This is a genomic window from Rhodovulum sp. PH10 (genome assembly GCF_000293785.1).
GTDB lineage: Bacteria > Pseudomonadota > Alphaproteobacteria > Rhizobiales > Xanthobacteraceae > Rhodoplanes.
In genome coordinates, this window is sequence record NZ_AKZI01000113.1 from 18360 (window position 1) to 36022 (window position 17663).

Below are 17663 nucleotides of genomic sequence, written 5' to 3' on the forward strand. Positions count from 1 at the left end.
ATCTCATCACAATCGGGAGACGTGCATGGCACCGACGCCCGCAGCGACCGCGGCCGGCTATCGCAATCTGTGGAGCCGCGCGGAGATCGACGCGGCGCGCCGCGACGACGCGGCAATGCTCGCAACGAGAATAGGCCGGGTGAAGGGCCGCTATGCCGCGGTCCAGGCCGCGACCGGCGTGCCGTGGCCGGTGATCGCCGCGCTCCATGTGCGCGAGAGCGATCTCTCCTTCGCCGGCCATCTGCACAACGGCGACCCGCTGCGTGCGAAGACCAGGCGGGTGCCGAAGGGGCGCCCGAAGGTCGCGCACGGCCCGCCGTACGGCTGGGAGGAATCGGCGATCGATGCACTCACCATGGCGGGGCACCGACTCGACCGGGTCGAAAACTGGTCGGTCGAGCGCATCCTCTACGAATGCGAGCGGTACAACGGCTGGGGCTATCTCGGAAAGATCAACAGCCCGTATCTGTGGTCGTGGACCAATCTCTACCACGCCGGAAAATACGTTCGTGATCACGTCTATTCGCCGACCGCCACCGACGCGCAGCCGGGCTGTGTCGCGGTGTTCAAGAGCTTGATCGCGTCCGATCCGGAGGCGGCGATCATCTTCTCGAAGGCGCCGGCCGAGGCGGCCCCGCCGAAGGCGGTGACGCGCGAGGCGACGCGAAAGGCGCGCGCGGTGCGCGACGCGGGTGCCGCGAGTGCCGCCGCCGGCACCGGCAGCGAGGTCGTGACGCAGACGGGGACGGTCGAGCCCGATCATGCCCCCGTCCTGACGCCGCTCGTCGCCTCGACGCTGATCGGCAGCGGCGTCGCCGTCGTGCTGGTGGCCGGCTGGCTCGCGGTCCGGCGCAAAGCGCTGATCGAGCGGGCCTGGACCGGCGCCTCGGCGGGTCTCTGCCGCCTCGTCCTCGCCGCCGAGGAGAAGGCTTCGGCCGCGGTTCTCGCAGCGCGAGCGGTGGTCGTTCGGCGGATCGGCAGGGGAGGCTGACGATGGATTGGCGCGATCTCGGCGGGCAGCTCGCGAAGGCGGGCGCTCCGATCATCGGCACGGCGCTCGGCGGGCCGCTCGGTGGCCTTTTGGGCAACGCGGTCGGCGGCGTTTTGGCGGAAGCGCTCGGCGCCGAGCCGACGCCGGAGGCGGTCGATGCCGCCATCGCCGCGACGGCGCCGGCCGAGCTTTCGGCCAAGCTCGCCGGCGCCGAGAGCGAGGCGCTCGCCAAATGGCCGGCGCTCGCCGATATCGCCAAGGCGCGCGCCGACCTTTTGGGCCGGGCGCTCGGCGAGACGCAGGCGACCATGCGGGCCGAGGCCTTGGCGGGCGATCCGGTGCAGCGCTGGTGGCGCCCGCTCTACGGCTTCGAGCTGACCGTCGAGTGCGCCGCCTTCTGGGGGGTGGTCGTGTGGGCGCTCGCCCGCGGCGACGTCGCGCCGTTGAACGCCGCCGTCGAGGCGACCGGGCTCCTGGGCCTCTATTGGGGCGCGCGCTTCGCCGTGCTCGGCGTCTATGTCGAGGGCCGCTCGCGGGAGAAGACCGCGCTCGCCACCGGCCAGCCGGTGCCCTCGCTGGTCGGCCGCGTGATCGGCGCGGCGCGGGCACGCTGAGGAGGCGCGCCGAGGAAGTGTGCCGAGGAAGTGTGCCGAGGCGACGAAACGCGCCGCCTGCGGCGTCGGGTGGACTTTGCGTCGCCGCAATGTGCCCCTAAATACGCCGAAAGGGCAGGGGCCGGCGGCAATGCGCCGCCGGACTGTCCGGAGCAACGGACGGGCCGGCGCCGCCGGGCGGCGCGGCAAAGGTCGGCGGGCGTGATCGTCATGACGCGAGAAGCCGGGAGGCGAAACGGCCGGCACACGGCCGGAACGGTTCTGCTCGCGCTGGGGCTGCTCGCCGGCTGCGGCGTGTTTCGCGCGCCGGCCGCGGAGCAGAGCGGCGCCCGGCCGCATGCGGCGAGCCCTGCCCAGCAGAAGCGCGAGCCGGCGCCCGGCGGTCCGCGCTGCCTCACCCGCGCCGAGCAGCGCACCCGCACGGCCAACCACACGGTGGTCTCGCTCGCCCGCGCGATGCACGCCGCAAAAGCTCGCCGCGGCGAGGTGGTGCGCGCCCGCCTGTGCGAGCAGAACGGCCGCCTCGTCTATCATCTCACTGTGTTGCCGCGCGGCGGAAAAGTGGTGCGGGCGACCGTCGACGCCGTCACCGGCAGCCTGATCGCCTCCCGCTGACCCGCCTGCACGACACCGTCCGCAAGGGAGCGTTGCGCCACCGCCGTTTTTTGGACATTTTCGAAACCACAGTCGGGGTGATACGGCCATCCCGGCCGATCGGCGGATTCGTGCGCCGGCTCCGCCCGAGATTCTCTCCATGCGGCTTCTCGTCGTCGAGGACGATCCCGACCTCAACCGTCAGCTTGCCACCGCGCTGACCGAGGCCGGCTATGTGGTGGACCGCGCCTTCGACGGCGAGGAGGGCCACTATCTCGGCGAGACCGAGCCCTACGACGCGGTGATCCTCGATATCGGCCTGCCGCGGATGGACGGCCTCTCGGTGCTGGAGAGCTGGCGCCGCGCCGGCCGGGCGATGCCGGTGCTGATGCTCACCGCGCGCGACCGCTGGAGCGACAAGGTGCAGGCGTTCGACGCCGGCGCCGACGACTATGTGGCAAAACCGTTCCACCTCGAGGAGGTGTTGGCCCGCATGCGGGCGCTGCTGCGCCGCTCGGTCGGCCACGCCAAGGCGGAGTTTTTGTGCGGCCCCGTGCGGCTCGACTCCCGCACCGGCCGGGTGACGGTCGACGGCGCGCCGGTAAAACTCACCTCACACGAGTACCGGCTGCTCGCCTATCTGATGCACCACACCGGCCGGGTGGTGTCGCGCACCGAGCTGGTCGAGCACCTCTACGACCAGGACTTCGACCGCGACTCCAACACCATCGAGGTTTTCGTCGGGCGCATCCGGAAGAAGCTCGGGGTCGACGTGATCCAGACCGTGCGCGGGCTCGGCTATCTGCTGACGCCGCCGGGCGAGGCCCGCTGAGATCATGCCCGTGCGCGCCCACTCGCTCGCGCTCCGCCTCTTTCTCTCCGCCACCGCCTGGACCGTGGTGATCCTGCTCGCCACCGGCATCGGGCTGTCGTCGCTCTACCGGCAGGGCGTGGAGCGCTCGTTCGACCGCCGGCTCGGCGTCTATCTGCGCACGCTGGTGGCCGAGATCGCCGCCCCCGACGAGGGCGAGCGCGCGCCGATGCCGCTCGGCGAGCCCTTGTTCGAGCTGCCGCTGTCCGGCTGGTACTGGCAGATCGGCCGGCTCGACGGCGACAAGGACACCCGCTCGTCGCATTCCCTGTGGGACTCGACCCTGCCGCACCTCGCCGATCTCGGCGTCGAGCCGGGGCCCGACGGCACCCGCCGCGGCTATGTCGACGGGCCCCAGGACCAGCGGCTGCGGCTCGTCGAGCGCATCATCGATCTCGGCGACGAGGGCCGCTTCCTGGTGTCGGTCGCCGGCGACCCGCAGGAGATCGACGAGGAGACCCGCTCGTTCGACCGCACGCTCGGCGTCACCTTCGTGATGCTCGCGGCGGTGCTCGTGCTGATGACGGTGTTTCAGGTGCGGTTCGGCCTGGCGCCGCTCAAGCGCTTGTCGGACGGGCTCGCCGCCATCCGCGCCGGGCGCAGCGAAAAGCTCGAAGGCACGTTTCCCGACGAGATCGCCCCGCTCGCGCGCGAGACCAACGCGCTGATCGAGGCGAACCGCGAGATCGTCGAGCGCGCCCGCACCCATGTCGGCAATCTCGCGCACGCGCTGAAGACGCCGCTCACGGTGATCGTCAACGAGGCGGCCGGGCGCGACGACCCGCTGGCGGCAAAGGTGCGGGAGCAGGCGGCGATCATGCGCGACCAGGTGGCGCGGCAGCTCGAGCGTGCCCGGCTGGCCGCCCACCTCGAGGTGGTCGGCACCGTCACCGAGGTGCGGCCGGTGGTCGAGGCGCTCGCCAGGACGATGGAGAAGCTGCACCACGGCCGCGGCATCGTCATCGACGCCGACGTGCCGGAAAACCTGCGGTTCCTCGGCGAGCGGCAGGACCTCGAGGAGATGGTCGGCAATCTGGTCGACAATGCCTGCAAATGGGCGCAAGGGCGCGTCTCGATCGAGGTTTTGGCGGTGCCGCTCGCGTCGTCGGAGCCGTCGCGCTCGACCGGCGGCGCGGCGGGCGCCGCCAGATCCGGGGCGCCGACCCCGGTCGCCGCCACCGGCGCGGCGAGCGGCCGGCTGCGGCCGAGCCTGCACCTTTTGGTCGACGACGACGGACCGGGCCTCTCGGTCGGCGAGCGCGAGCAGGTCGCCCGCCGCGGCAGCCGGCTCGACGAATCGAAGCCCGGCTCCGGCCTCGGCCTGTCGATCGTCACGGAGCTCGCCGGCCTCTATGGCGGCCGCCTGGTGCTCACCGACTCGCCGATGGGTGGCCTGCGCGCCGAGCTCACCCTGCCGGCGGCGGGGTAGGGCGGCGCTCGAGCCGGTGTTCCTCGACCGAAGGGGAGGTTTTCCTCTACACAACCTCGATCGACGTGCCTATCCTCTCGCCAGGGGCGAGGGCATGTCGGACGACGGCTGGGGGCAGATTGTTGCCGAGATCATACGGAACTATCCGCCGCAATGGACGCTTGCCATCGTTGCCGCGGGAATGCTGGTCTGGCGCTTGCCGGATATCGTCCGGGAGATTTTTACCGGCGCTCGGGAGCACAGGCGGATCGAGGCGGAGATAGAACGAAAGCGTTTGCTCGCTGCCCGTTCACTAAAGAAAAAGAAAGAGAGGCTGGAGAAGAAAAGACAGCGTGACCCGCCGGGATGAATGGCACCATGGCCTATGCGATCATATTCTTTGTTCTTTTCGTCTTTGCGGTCTATTACTGGACGAGGTGGAGAACAAAGCAAGAATTGATGTTCGAGCGGCATGCGAGCAAGTTCTACGAGAGCATCGCGCCGTTGCTCGATGATCCCGACACACCTTCAGGGATCGTCGAGCTGATCGAATTTCTCAACGACATCATTTCCGACCGAAGCATCGCGAGCAAAATCCTCGGGCATCTGCTGTTTCGCCACAAGGGCTTCGAGGAGACGTACGACGATGCCGAGGACGACCCCGCAGTGTCCGACTTCTTGGGTCGCCGGAAGGAGCTGATGAAGCCGCTGATGGAAGCGATCGTGTCGTCGCTCGTGGCGATGACGTATCGCGGTCCCGTCGCCGGTGTGGTGCTGCGCAGGCTCGTGTTCTTCGACCTCGCGCGGGTTCGCAGCCGACCGGCCGTCGTCGCTTCGGAGCTGAAGTCCTTCTTTCCCGACCACCACGGCGGGGCGGCCGCAACGGCCTGCTGACCATCCGGAACCGCCCCTCAGTTTTGCCCCATTTCTCACCCCATTGGGCCGGAGGGTCCACGAGCCGACTTCGGCCGGCCGGGTGAGAGGGGGGTGACCATGAGCGTCGACAGCGCGTCTGCGCGCGATTTTGCACCACGTGCGCGAGGAGCCGCGCGCGATTTCGCACGAGGAGTCTCTCCGCGGAAAATCGTCGGGCGCGGGGTCGCGGTCGCGGCGGCGGCGCTGATGCTCGGCGCCTGCGCGGGCGATCCCAATTTCGGAACCGGCCCTCGTGAAAACACCGGCACGCTGCTCGGCGCGCTGGGCGGCGCGGCGCTGGGCGCGGCGGTCACCGGGGGCGGTGCGGGCTCGAAGATCGCCGGCGGCGTCGCCGGCGCGGCGATCGGCGGCTTGCTCGGCAATCGGATCGGCGCGGCGATGGACGACGAGGACCGCCGGCGCGCCTATGCGGCCGAGATGGCGGCGCTCGAGAGTGGCCGGTCGGGTGCACCGGTCAACTGGCGCAACCCGGATTCGGGGCGCTACGGCAGCGTGGTGCCGGGGCCGGCCTATCAGCAGGGGCCCTCGCAGTGCCGGAGCTACACCCACACGATCTATATCGACGGCACGCCGCAGACCGCCCGCGGCACCGCCTGCCGCAATCCGGACGGCAGCTGGCAGCCGGTCGGCTGAACCAGGCCGACCCGCCGGCACGATCGGCCGGAGGCGGCCGGATTGCCTCCGGCGGCGACCTCTGTGGCGACCTTGTGCCGACCTCGGGGCGCGCGACATCGAGACGGACCGACATCGGAGGCGCGGGCAAAACCCGCGCTTCTCTCTCGCCTCGTCCAGCCCAGCCGCGGCCTCGGAGCGCCCGCCCGGAGCAGCCGGTCGGACGTGACCCCGCCACCCGTCCTCCGCGCGCTCGCTCGACCTTTCGGACATTTAACTGCTTCTTCAGACCACGTCCCTATACCGAACCGGAAGAAATTCCGTTTGCAGGGTGTGGGGATGGCAGGCGACGAGCAGTCCTCCGAGAAGCTGCGTGCCTATCTTCGCGGTCTCACGCCGGAGGCGCGGGCCATGCTGATGGCCGAGCTCGAGCGGGGAATTCTGCGGGGAGAGCAGATGCCGCAGTCGGACCTGCTGCTCGCCCATCTGCGCGAGGCGCTGTGGGAGGACGAGCGCGTCCCCGAGCGGATCGGCAATCCGGCCCGGCTGTTCTTCCTGCCGGTCGAGCCCTTCATCGTCGACGACGAGCCCGAGCACGCCCAGGAGGGCCGGCTCGCCCGCGCCGCCATCGGCCCCTTGTGGGATTGGGTGTCGACCGACATCGCCCCCGCCGAGGCCAAGATCTATCTCGCCGACGTCGCCCGCTTCCTGCTCGCCAAGGAGAGCGCCAAGGCCGACCAGGCCGCCCGCGTCCTGCAGGACGTGGTGGTGAAGCGGCTCGAGGAATCTCTCGAGGCCGCCCGCAAGGACGACAAGGCGCGCCGCCGCATCGCCTTCCGCATCGGCACCCCGCGCGCCCAGGACGACGTGCTGGAATTCTACACGATCCTCAAGGAGCGCGACGCGCTGGCCACCATCGCCGGCCGGCTGCCCACCCGCATCCGCAGCGTCTCCGCCGATCAGCTCGACCAGGTGATCGCCGTGCTCGACGGCGCGCTCGCCCGCGACAAGCAGCTGTTGCGCCACGCGCTGGTCCTGGTGATGAACCGGATGCCGGCGGCCTGGCATCTCGTCCGGGTGGCGCTGCGGGCGGTGCAGTCCGACAAGGCCGACCGCATCGCCGAGAGCCCCTACGGGCTCGCGCTCGACATGGTGCTCGGCGACGTCGAGCGGCAGGTGCGCGACCTGGTGCGCGACTTCCGCCGCGGCCAGATGGTGCGGGCGATCGCCCAGCTCAAGGACGTCCACGAGGCGGTGCGCGGCTTGCGCAGCGAGGTCAACATGGTGGCGGGCACGCCGCCGGCCCGCCGCCTCGCCGCGGTGCGGGCAGGGGTCGCCGACGCCTTCAAGTCGGAACTCGAATCGATCCCCGGCCGGGTGCGCCGGGTGATCCGCATCGTGCCCGGCAAGCAGCTGCCGCGCGGCGCGACGATCGACCCGAGCGAGGTCGCCGAGATCGAGGGCTTGCTCGCCTTCGTCGCCGCCTGCAAGATTTACGCAGGCGAGCTGGCGCTCAACGAGATCACCCTGCGGGTGCTGTCCGATCTCCAGAGCCAGCTCGACAACGGCTCGCGCTCGATTCTCGACGTGTTGCGCGCCTGCGATCAGGCCGAGCTCGCCTACCGGACCGCGCAGATGGAGGCGGCGACCCGCTTCTGCGCAAAAATTCTCGGCGAGGAGTACGCGACGCTCTTGTCGCGGGCGGCCGAGGTGGCGGTCGGCAGCGAGCGCAAGGCGAAATCCGGCCAGCCGGCCAAGGCCGGTCAGGCGGCCAAGTCCGCCAAGGCCTGACGGACCCGCCCGCGTCGCCGGCCGGCGCACGGCCGGCCGCTCACCCCCGTCCGTCCCCCTCTTCTTCACGCCCCTTCCACTTCCTCCCTCCTTTTCCTCCTTTTCCTCCTTTTCCTCCTCTTCTTCCTCCCGCCTTCGTCCTCCTGCGCCCTCCCGCCACTCGCCATTCGCCATTCGCCACTCGCTATTCCCCACTCGCCACTCGCCATCCCCCTCGCCACAATTTTCGCGCGCTCGTGCCGTATCGGCCCGCCGAGCCGGCCGGGGCCGGGCGCGGCTGCGCCGTTCCGCCGCTGCCGAGTTTTGACATTTGCCAAGGTGTGCCCGGGGGCGCCATGGTCAACAGGAGCCTCACGGGATAGGGTTTCGGCATGTTCTGGTTGCTGTTCGCGCTGATGACGGCCGTGGCGGTCGGCGCCGCTCTGTGGCCGCTCCTGCGGCGCTCCGCGCCGGTGCGCGGCGGGGACGACGTCGCCGTCTATCGCGACCAGCTCGACGAGATCGAGCGCGATTTGTCGATGGGCGGCATCGGCCCGGCCGAGGCCGAGGCGGCCCGCATCGAGGTGTCGCGCCGGCTGATCGCCGCCGCCGACGCCAAGGGGACCGAGGCGGCGCGGAAGACCCCGGCGCTGCGCTCCAACCGCGGCATGGCCGGCGTGGTGCTCGTGGTGCTGCCGCTGTGCGCGGTCGGCTTCTATCTCGTCACCGGGTCGCCGGACCTGCCCGGCGAGCCCTTGGCCGAGCGGATCGCCCGCCTCCAGCAGGACGAGAAGACGGTCGCCGACCAGCAGGCCGCGATGGCCGACATGGTCGCCCGGGTGGAAGCGCATCTGCAGGCCAATCCCGACGACGGGCGCGGCTGGGGGGTGATCGCTCCGGTCTATATGCGGCTCGAACGCTATCCCGAGGCGGTGACCGCCTATCGCAACGTGATCCGCCTGCTCGGCGCCAGCGCCGACCGGGTCGCCGATCTCGGCGAGGCGATGACCGGGGTCGCCCGCGGCACCGTGACGCCGGAGGCGAAAGCGCAGTTCGAGCGGGCGCTGGCGCTCGATCCGCAGCACGTCTCGGCGCGCTTCTATCTCGGCCTCGCCGACAAGCAGGCCGGCCGGCCCGACGCCGCAAAGGCGCGCTGGGAGGCGCTGCTCGCCGGTGCGCCGGCCGACGCGCCGTGGACCGGCTTCGTCAAGAACGCACTCGCCTCGCTCGCCGCGCCCGCAGGGGCGCCGTCGGCCGGGCAGGCCGCGGCCGGTGCCGGTGGTCCGCCGGAGCTGACCGACGAGCAGCGCACCATGGTGCGCGGCATGATCGACGGGCTCGCCGCCAGGCTGAAGCAGGACGGCTCCGACGTGCAGGGCTGGCTGCGGCTGGTGCGCTCGCACGTGGTGATGGGCGACCGTGCCGCAGCGCTCGCCGCCGCGGCCGACGCCCGTGCGGCGCTCGCCGGCAATAGCGAGAAGCTCGCGCTGCTCGACCAGGGATTGCGTGAGACCGGGCTCGATCCGGCGGCGGCCGCCGCGTCGGTCGCCCCCGGCCCGCGGGTGACCGCCCCCGCCGGCCCGGCGATCGCGCTGCCGGCGTTGCCGGAGCAGTCCGCGCCGGCTGCGCGGGTGGAAGCCTCGGCGACGCCGACGGCGCCGGTCTCGGCCTCGGCCGAAAGCGCGGCTCCCGGCATGCCGGCTTCCGCCGGCGGGGCCTCCGGCACGGCGGCTTCCGCCGGCGGGACGTCTGCCGGGTCCGAGGCGACGCTCGACGACTACGACGCCACCATGCGCGTTCTCACCGAGCGGCTGGCAAAGAAGCTCGCGGCCGACGGCTCCGACGTCGACGGTTGGGAGAAGCTGTTGCGCACTTATATGGCGCTGGGGCAGCGCGACCGCGCGAGCGCCGCGCTCGGCGACGCCCGCAAGGCGCTGGCCGGCGACCCGGACAAGCTGAAGCGCCTCGACGGCGTGGTGAAGGAGCTCGGCATCACCGGCTGAGCTTTTTCGGCACGCCGGCGAGCCGGCGGCGGCGAGAACACGACGCGAGACGAAGACGACGAGACGACCACCGCGAATGCGACCACGACCGTTCGGGCGACGAGCGACAGGCGAGGAGACACCGCAATGACCCGCAAGCAGCGCCGTTTCACCCTGATCGCCGGCGGCGTCGCCGTGCTGGCGGTGGCGGTCGGCCTGATCCTGCACGCGCTCGACGACAACATCGCCTTCTTCACCTCGCCGACCGAGCTGTCCGAAAAACCCGTCGGTCCCGGCACGCGGCTGCGCATCGGCGGGCTGGTGCAGCCCGGCTCCGTGGTGCGCCCGACAAAGCTCGACGTCCGCTTCGAGGTGACCGACGGCAACAAGGCGGTGCCGGTGACCTATACCGGCATCCTTCCCGATCTCTTCCGTGAAGGGCAGGGCGTGGTCGCCGAGGGCATGATGGAGCCGGGCGGCGTGTTCAAGGCCGACACCGTGCTCGCCAAGCACGACGAGAAATACATGCCGCGCGAGGTCGCCGACGCGCTGAAGAAGCAGGGCCACTGGCAGACCGACTACGACAAGGCCGGCGCGAAAGCGCCCGCGGGCTCGCCCGCCTCGCCCGCCGCCGGCTCGCCGGCCGCGCCGGGGGCCGCTCCGGGGGCATCGAGCGCGCTTCCCGCACCGGTCGGCACCGCAGTCGCCGGAGCGACGCGATGATCCCCGAGCTCGGCCATTACGCGCTGGTGCTGGCGCTCGCGCTCGCGCTCGCCCAGGCGATCGTGCCGCTCGCCGGTGTGCGCACCGGCGACGCCGCGCTGATGAGCGTCGCCCGCCCGACCGCGCTCGCCCAGCTCTTGTTCGCCGCGCTCGCCTTCGCCGCGCTGACGATCTGTTACGTCCAGTCGGACTTCTCGGTGCTCAACGTCGCCGAGAACTCCCACTCGACCATGCCGCTGATCTACAAGATCACCAGCGTGTGGGGGAACCACGAGGGCTCGATGCTCCTGTGGGTGCTGATCCTCGCGCTGTTCGGCGCACTCCTCGCGCAATTCGGCCGCAACATCCCGCTCGATCTGCAGGCCGCCTCGCTCGCCGTGCAGGCGGTGATCGCGGTGTCGTTCTATCTGTTCGTGCTGCTCACCTCGAACCCGTTCACCCGCCTCGCGCAGCCGCCGTTCGAGGGCCGCGACCTCAACCCGATTCTTCAGGATCCCGGCCTCGCGATCCATCCGCCGCTTCTCTATGTCGGCTATGTCGGCTTCTCGGTGGCGTTCTCGTTCGCCGCCGCCGCGCTTTTGATCGGCCGCATCGACGCCGCCTGGGCGCGCTGGGTGCGGCCATGGACGCTGACCGCCTGGATCTTCCTCACGCTCGGCATCGCGATGGGCTCCTACTGGGCCTATTACGAGCTCGGCTGGGGCGGCTGGTGGTTCTGGGATCCGGTCGAGAACGCCTCGCTGATGCCGTGGCTCGCCGGCACCGCGCTCCTGCACTCCGCGCTCGTGATGGAGAAGCGCGACGCGCTCAAGGTGTGGACCGTGCTGCTCGCGATCCTCACCTTCTCGCTGTCGCTGATCGGCACCTTCCTGGTGCGCTCGGGCGTTCTCACCTCGGTGCACGCCTTCGCCACCGACCCGACCCGCGGCGTGTTCATCCTGGCGATCCTGGTGATGTTCATCGGCGGCAGCCTCACGCTGTTCGCCTGGCGCGCGCCGATGCTTCGGCAGGGCGGCCTTTTCGCGCCGATCTCGCGCGAAGGCTCGCTGGTCTTCAACAATCTCTTTCTCACGACAGGCTGCGCGACGGTGTTCGTCGGCACGCTCTATCCGCTCGCGCTCGAGGCCACCACCGGCGACAAGATTTCGGTCGGCGCGCCGTTCTTCGACATGACCTTCGGGCCGCTGATGGTGCCGCTGCTGATCGCCGTGCCGTTCGGCCCGCTGCTCGCCTGGAAGCGCGGCGACATCCTCGGCGCCGCCCAGCGCCTGCTCGCCGCCGCCGCGCTGGCGATCCTCGCGCTCGGCGTCACCTTCATGATCCAGGGCAAGTCGGTGCTGGCGCCGTTCGGCATCGGCCTCGCGGTGTTCGTCATCGTCGGCGCGCTGACCGACGTCGCCGAGCGCACCGCGCTGTTCCGCACCTCGCTCGCGAACTCGCTGCGCCGTGCGGTCGGCCTGCCGCGCTCGGCCTGGGGCACCGCGGTCGCCCATGTCGGGCTCGGCGTGATGCTGCTCGGCATCGTCGGCGAGTCGCAGTGGAACATCGAGCGCATCGTCGCGATGAAGGCCGGCGACACCACCACCGTCGGCCGCTACGAGCTGACGCTCGACGGCATGCAGCAGCGCGCCGGTCCGAATTTCACCGAGGTCCTGGTGAACTTCACGGTGCGCGAGGGCGGCGCAGTGGTGACCACGCTGTCGCCCTCCAAGCGCGCCTTCGCCAGCCGCCAGATGGCGACCACCGAGGCGGCGCTGATGCGCCACGGCGTGAGCCAGCTCTATGTCTCGCTCGGCGACGTCGGCGAAGACGGCACGGTCGCGGTGCGCGCCTACGACAAGCCGCTGGTGCTCTTGATCTGGCTCGGCACGCTGGTGATGGCGGTGGGCGGCGGCCTGTCGCTGTCCGACCGGCGGCTGCGGGTCGGCGCGCCCCGCCCCTCCAAGGCCAAGCTCGGCCTCCAGCCGGCGGAGTGAGCCCGATGGACGGGGCCGTCGAGGTTTTTCGACGCCGGCTCTCCCCGGACGCGGGGGGAGGGAAGTCGGCGCCGCGTTCAGCGACGCGGCTGCGATCGGCCCGGCCGGGTGACGCGCCGCGTGCGCTTCGCCGGGCTCGCGGGTTCGGGCGAAGCGCCGGCCGGCGCCAACAGATCGAGCGGCACGCCGAGGGCGCGGGCGATCTTCTGGTGAAGCTCGAGCGGACCTTTTCGTTTTCCGCCCTCGAGGTCGGACAGGTAGCCCTGGCCGATCTCGCTGGCTGCCGCCAGCTCGGCCTGCGTCAGCCCGCGAAATTTTCGCAGCACCCGGATCGGGTTCTCGCCATCGGCGAGCGCATTGGCGACCGCGAGCGGAAACAGCGGCGCTCCCGCCGCGATCTCGCGCAAGGCGTCGTCGACGAGGCGCGCGGTGCCGGCATCCTCCTCCGCTTCCGCCGCGAGCGCGATCAGGCGCTCGTACTCGGCGCGCGGCACGATCGCCATCTCACCCTCGGGCGTCGTCTCGAAGCGCACCTTCATCGCACCCTCTCAGTCGTAGATCTCGCGGCGGTGGCCGACGGCGGCGACCACGATCGTCTCGTCGTTCTGGTCGAAGATCACCCGCCAGTCGCCCACCCGCAGGCGCGCGCCGGCGCGGCCCTTCAGCACTTTCACGTCCCCGTGGCCGGTCGCCGCAAAAGCCTCCAGCCTGGCTCCGATCCGGGCGCGAACGGCAGGGGAGAGTTTTGTCCACTGCCGTGTGGCGGCCGGTGTGAACACGATCGACCGCATGCCGCAATATCGCACAATGCGATGTCAACGTCGAGACGGGTCGCCTCCCATGTTTCGTAAAGCTCTCGTGATCACGACCGCCGTGCTGGCGCTTGCCGCCGTGTCGCCCGCTCTCGCCGTGCAGCCGGACGAGATGCTGAAGGACCCGGCGCTCGAGCAGCGGGCGCGCGACATCTCCCAGCATTTGCGCTGCCTGGTCTGCCAGAACCAGTCGATCGACGATTCCGATGCCGGCCTCGCCAAGGATTTGCGCCTCCTGGTGCGCGAGCGGCTGGAGAAGGGCGACACCAATTCCGAGGTGGTCGACTTCCTGGTCAGCCGCTACGGCGAGTTCGTCCTGCTGAAGCCGCGCTTCGAGTGGCACACCGCGCTCCTGTGGATCGCGCCCGGGCTGGTGCTGCTCGCCGGCGCGATCGGCTTCGGCGTGATGCTGCACCGCCGCCGCGATCTCTCGTCCGGCGGCGCCCCGCGGCCGCTCACCGAGGCGGAGAAGAAGAAGCTCGCGGCACTGACCGACGGCGGCGGCCGTCCCGCCGCCTGATCCGAATTTTTCGCGCGACGCATCCGCGGCCACCGCAACACTGGCCGACGCAACACTGGCCGACGCAACACACGGGCCGCTGCCACGCCCCCCGTTCACGCGCCTCTCGCTCGGGCCGCTCCGGCGCTCGCCGTCGTCACTTCCCGCCGCTCGTGTCCGGCCCGGTGGGGGCGGGGTTTCGGGTGGTGACCGAAATCGTCAGCCGGCTCACGATCTCCGGGCCGAGCGAGACGATCTCGGGCAGCCGGATCGAGGTGCGGCCGCCGCGCGGGCGCAGCGTGATCGCGATCTCGCCGGGCTGCCGCACGAACCGCACGACGCGGTCGAGATCGGCGGCCGACAGCGCGCTGCCGAACGTTTTTCGCGTGTCCTCCTCGACGCGGCGGGCGATCTCGTCGCGCACCGCCTGCGGCGTGTCGCCGGAGCGGCGGGCGAGCGCCGCATAAATCCGCTGGGCGAGGCCGAGATCCGTCACCTCGAGCCGCACCTCGCGCACCGCGGCGCGGTCGAGAATCGCGTCGGCCCGCTCCGGCGCGGCGGTCAGCGCCGCGAGGTCGAGGCCGGCGACCTGCGCCGCCAGCCCGATCCGCCCGGCGTCCTGGAGCGTGACGGCGGTGCCCTCCAGCGTCAGCGTCTCGTCGTCGGGCGACCACCGCACGGTGGTCGTCGCGTCGAGCTTCAGCGTCTCGTAGCCGAGATCGACCAGCTCCTCGTGCTCCTTGCCCGAGGTCATCGTGCCGACCGGCACGGAGAGGCCGGCGAGCGCGAAGGACAGCCGCCGCGGAATGCCGTCCGGCCCGTTGTCGGCCTCGAGCGCGAGCCGGTCGAGGCTCACCGGGCCCTGCGGCGTGCCGACCGACAGCCCCGCGACCCGCACCGCCGCCGCCTGCACGCGGTCGCCGAGGCCGCCCGGCGGGATCACCGGCTCCTCGCCGCGGGCGAGCGCATCGAGCACCAGATCGACCAGGCCGCCCCAGCTCACCTTCTCCACCGCGAAGCGGTCGAGCCGGAAGTGCTCGCTCGGCTGCTCGACCGAAATTCCCTCCACCGCGAACAGGTCGAAGCCGCGGCCGCCGAACCCGTCGAGCCCGATCCGGTCGATCGAGACCTTGGTCTCGGCATCGGTCGCGGCGATGCCCTCGAAGCGGTAGGTCTCGATGCGGAAATCGCGCAGCAGATGGCGGTACCAGCGGGCGGCGGCGGCGAGCACCGCCGGGTCGGCGCTCTTGGCCGGGTCGGGCATCTCCATCAGCGCGACCAGCTCGGGCGGCAGCGGCTCGCGCGGCACCGCCATCACGACGTTGCCGACCTCGTAGCGGCCGATCCGCATCGTCAGGTCGTCGGCGGTGATCGTCAGGCCGTCGATCGAGGCGTGCTCGAGCAAGCGCTTGGCGGTGCCGTCGCCGCCGCCGACGACGATGCGCAGCGCATTGCCGATGTCGAGCGTGCGGTAGCGCAGCTCGCCGGATTCGATCCGCACCGTCTTGCCCGGCGCGGGCGTGGTGGTGGCGGTGAACGCGCCGAGGCGGGCCGAGCCGACCACGCCGTCGGCGAGCCCGGTGAGCACGAAGCCGCTCAGCGTCTGCTCGAAGCGCTTGGCGGTGTCGGCGACGGTGATGCGGTCGATCGTCACCATGTCGGCCTTCACACCGAGAAACAGCGCGACCCACGGCGTGTCGGGCCCGCCACCTTCGGTGAGCGCACGGTAGAGCCGGTCGGGCAGCCGCACGTCGGCGAGATGGACGTCGGGGATGCGGACGGTCTGGGCGGCGACCCGCATCTCGACCGCCTCGACGTCGATGCGCTCGGCCAGGATGGCGTCGCCGTCGCGCGAAAAGCCCTTGAAGGCGATCCGGCCGATGCCGATTGCGGCGCCCGCGCCGCCGTCGATCGCGATGTCGCGCAGCTCGACCGTGCCGGCGCGCAGCCGGGGTGCGGCATCCGCGGCGCCGGTGCCGGCGTCTTGCGCCCGCGCGGCGCCGGGCGGCGGAAGGCATGTCAGCAGGGCCAGCGCCGAGGCCGACAGGAACCGGATCGCGGCAGTTCGGATCGCAGTCCGGATCGCGGTCGAAGTCGCGGCACGCCGAGCGGTCGTGGTCATCGATGAGCCCTCTCGTGGCCGTCGAGCGACGCTGGTCGGGCCGCCGGCGAACGGCGCCGCGACCTTACCACAACCGCGCGCGCCGCGCCGCCGGCCAAGTCCCGCGCCGCCGGCCCGGCCGGGCCAGACGCCCCGCGCCGGCCTTCACAGCCACTTCACCCGCTTGAACCACCAGAACAGCCCGCCGCACATCGCGACGATCGCGCCGAGCACGACGAAATAGCCGTACCGCCAGTGCAGCTCCGGCATGTTGGAGAAATTCATCCCGTAGATGCCGGCGACCGCGGTCGGCACCGCCAGGATGGCGGCCCAGGCGGCGAGCTGGCGGGTGATCACGGTCTGCTGCGACTGGCCGATCATCAGCCCCGCCTCGAAGGCGAACGCCAGCACCTCGCGCAGCGTGTCGATCTCCGACTGGACGCGCTTGATGTGGTCGGTGACGTCGCGAAACAGCGGCTGCAGCTCGGGATCGACCACCGTGAGCTTGGAATGCTCGAGCCTTTGGCAGACGTCGACCAGCGGGCCGGCGGCGTTGCGCAGCCGCAGGAGGTCGCGCCGCAGCATGTAGAGGCGGTTCACCTCGTCGCCGGTGAGGTTGCGCACCAGCACGCAATCCTCGATCGCCTCCACCTCGTCGGTCACCGTCTCGAGCACCGGGGCGTAATTGTCGACGATGAAGTCGAGCACGGCATAGAGGATGTAGTCCTCGCCGTTGATCAGCATGTCGGGCGCCGCCTCGCAGCGCTGGCGCACGTCGGCATACGAGATCGACGGGCCGTGCCGCACGCTCACCACGTAGCCGCGGCCGACGAACAGATGCGTCTCGCCGAACACGATGCGCCCTTCGGCCATCTGCGCCGTGCGGGCGACCACGAACAGCGTGTCGCCATAGAGCTCGAGCTTCGGCTGCTGATGCGCCTTCTCGGCGTCCTCGATGGCGAGCGGATGCAGCGAGAACTGCGCCTGCACGCGGGCGAGCAGGTCGTGGCCCGGCTCGAACAGGCCGATCCACACCACGTGCTCCGGCTTTTGCGCCCACAGCCCGGCATGCTCGATCGCGACGTCGCCGATCTTCTTGCCGTGCCGATAGACCACCGCGTTGACGACGCCCGGCTCGTGCAGGGTGGCGCAGGCCGCCACCTGGTCGGGCAGCGCGGCGGCGGCCGGGGAGGGCGGCACCGCCGGTAGCGTCGGCGCGTCGTCGCGCAGATCGTCTTCTTCGCGCAGGTCGCCTTCTTCGGACCCGTGGTCCTCGGCGCGGGGATCGGGCGGGGCGGGGTCGGGCCGGTCGGGGTCGGACGGGACGGCGGGCGGGACGGCGGGCGGGGCCGGGATCGGGGGCATGGGCGGCTCTCGGACGCGCGCCGTTCCGGCGGCGCTGGTTCTCGGTCGGATCGGGCGCTCGGCGTCCGGACGGGCGGCGAGCGAAGACAATGTAGGCGCGATCCCGCTCGCCCGCGACCGGCGGGCGTCCGGTCGTACCTCTTGCCCGCGACCGCCGGGGGCGGTCGTGCCTCTTGCCCGCGACCGCCCGGGGCGGTCGTTCCTCTTGCCAGCGACCGCCGGGAGCGGTCGTTCCCGGGTCCGGAACGCGCGACATTACCGATGTTTAATCCCGCGGTCAGGACACCGTAATCCGGCCTCTCCCATCTTCCCCGGCAACGGCGCTGCGGTTCTCCGCCTCGCCATCTCGCCGACCGGCCGGCCAGGACCCCGACCGGACGGGTCACCCGAGAAACCCGCGTTCACGATC

Annotated in this window: 17 protein-coding genes; 13 read left to right on the forward strand and 4 right to left on the reverse strand. The window is 71.3% G+C overall.

What is annotated here, in order from left to right:
• Window positions 1-25: 25 nt before the first annotated feature.
• The 12 genes from A33M_RS22535 to A33M_RS17185 all read left to right on the forward strand — a co-directional run bounded on the left by A33M_RS22535 (window position 26) and on the right by A33M_RS17185 (window position 12477).
• Window positions 26-991, forward strand: a complete 966-nt coding sequence (locus tag A33M_RS22535) for a hypothetical protein (protein WP_008389692.1) — start codon at window positions 26-28, stop codon at window positions 989-991.
• Between the two features lie 2 nt (window positions 992-993).
• Entirely contained in the window at window positions 994-1605 is a 612-nt protein-coding gene (locus A33M_RS17135) for a 3TM-type holin (RefSeq protein ID WP_008389695.1), read from the forward strand.
• A 210-nt stretch (window positions 1606-1815) separates the two neighbouring features.
• Window positions 1816-2220, forward strand: coding sequence for a PepSY domain-containing protein (locus A33M_RS17140; RefSeq protein ID WP_040621295.1), 405 nt, complete (start codon window positions 1816-1818; stop codon window positions 2218-2220).
• A gap of 139 nt (window positions 2221-2359) precedes the next feature.
• Window positions 2360-3031, forward strand: coding sequence for a response regulator transcription factor (locus A33M_RS17145; protein ID WP_008389698.1), 672 nt, complete (start codon window positions 2360-2362; stop codon window positions 3029-3031).
• A 4-nt stretch (window positions 3032-3035) separates the two neighbouring features.
• Window positions 3036-4499 (forward strand): sensor histidine kinase, encoded by a 1464-nt coding sequence (locus A33M_RS17150; RefSeq protein ID WP_008389700.1) that lies wholly within the window; start codon window positions 3036-3038, stop codon window positions 4497-4499.
• A 94-nt stretch (window positions 4500-4593) separates the two neighbouring features.
• On the forward strand, window positions 4594-4848 hold the full coding sequence (locus A33M_RS17155; protein WP_040621297.1) for a hypothetical protein: 255 nt from the start codon (window positions 4594-4596) through the stop codon (window positions 4846-4848).
• Between the two features lie 8 nt (window positions 4849-4856).
• Window positions 4857-5372 carry a hypothetical protein gene (locus A33M_RS17160; RefSeq protein ID WP_157223533.1) on the forward strand — a complete coding sequence of 172 codons (516 nt, stop codon included), beginning with the start codon at window positions 4857-4859 and terminating at the stop codon, window positions 5370-5372.
• Window positions 5373-5600: 228 nt separating this feature from the next.
• Window positions 5601-6047 carry an RT0821/Lpp0805 family surface protein gene (locus A33M_RS17165; RefSeq protein WP_052027103.1) on the forward strand — a complete coding sequence of 149 codons (447 nt, stop codon included), beginning with the start codon at window positions 5601-5603 and terminating at the stop codon, window positions 6045-6047.
• Between the two features lie 318 nt (window positions 6048-6365).
• Window positions 6366-7817, forward strand: a complete 1452-nt coding sequence (locus A33M_RS17170; protein WP_052027101.1) for a hypothetical protein — start codon at window positions 6366-6368, stop codon at window positions 7815-7817.
• A 371-nt stretch (window positions 7818-8188) separates the two neighbouring features.
• On the forward strand, window positions 8189-9799 hold the full coding sequence (ccmI, locus tag A33M_RS17175; protein ID WP_008389716.1) for a c-type cytochrome biogenesis protein CcmI: 1611 nt from the start codon (window positions 8189-8191) through the stop codon (window positions 9797-9799).
• Between the two features lie 126 nt (window positions 9800-9925).
• The gene (ccmE, locus tag A33M_RS17180) at window positions 9926-10501 is read left to right on the forward strand and encodes a cytochrome c maturation protein CcmE (protein ID WP_008389718.1); all 576 of its coding nucleotides are present in this window, start codon (window positions 9926-9928) and stop codon (window positions 10499-10501) included.
• On the forward strand, window positions 10498-12477 hold the full coding sequence (locus A33M_RS17185; protein WP_008389720.1) for a heme lyase CcmF/NrfE family subunit: 1980 nt from the start codon (window positions 10498-10500) through the stop codon (window positions 12475-12477). Before ccmE ends, A33M_RS17185 begins: the two co-directional genes overlap by 4 nt.
• A gap of 77 nt (window positions 12478-12554) precedes the next feature.
• Here the strand turns inward: A33M_RS17185 and A33M_RS17190 are convergent, their stop codons facing one another.
• Both A33M_RS17190 and A33M_RS17195 read right to left on the reverse strand, forming a co-directional pair.
• Window positions 12555-13016, reverse strand: a complete 462-nt coding sequence (locus A33M_RS17190) for a helix-turn-helix transcriptional regulator (protein WP_008389722.1) — start codon at window positions 13014-13016, stop codon at window positions 12555-12557.
• 9 nt (window positions 13017-13025) lie between these two features.
• Window positions 13026-13268, reverse strand: a complete 243-nt coding sequence (locus A33M_RS17195) for a type II toxin-antitoxin system RelE family toxin (RefSeq protein ID WP_040621306.1) — start codon at window positions 13266-13268, stop codon at window positions 13026-13028.
• A gap of 49 nt (window positions 13269-13317) precedes the next feature.
• Here A33M_RS17195 and A33M_RS17200 point away from each other — a divergent pair, with 49 nt between their 5' ends.
• Window positions 13318-13809, forward strand: a complete 492-nt coding sequence (locus A33M_RS17200) for a cytochrome c-type biogenesis protein (RefSeq protein ID WP_008389729.1) — start codon at window positions 13318-13320, stop codon at window positions 13807-13809.
• A gap of 136 nt (window positions 13810-13945) precedes the next feature.
• Here the strand turns inward: A33M_RS17200 and A33M_RS17205 are convergent, their stop codons facing one another.
• A complete protein-coding gene (locus A33M_RS17205) occupies window positions 13946-15910 on the reverse strand; it encodes a hypothetical protein (protein WP_008389731.1) in 1965 nt (654 codons plus the stop codon).
• Window positions 15911-16054: 144 nt separating this feature from the next.
• The gene (locus A33M_RS17210) at window positions 16055-17254 is read right to left on the reverse strand and encodes a magnesium and cobalt transport protein CorA (protein WP_008389734.1); all 1200 of its coding nucleotides are present in this window, start codon (window positions 17252-17254) and stop codon (window positions 16055-16057) included.
• Window positions 17255-17663 lie beyond the last annotated feature (409 nt).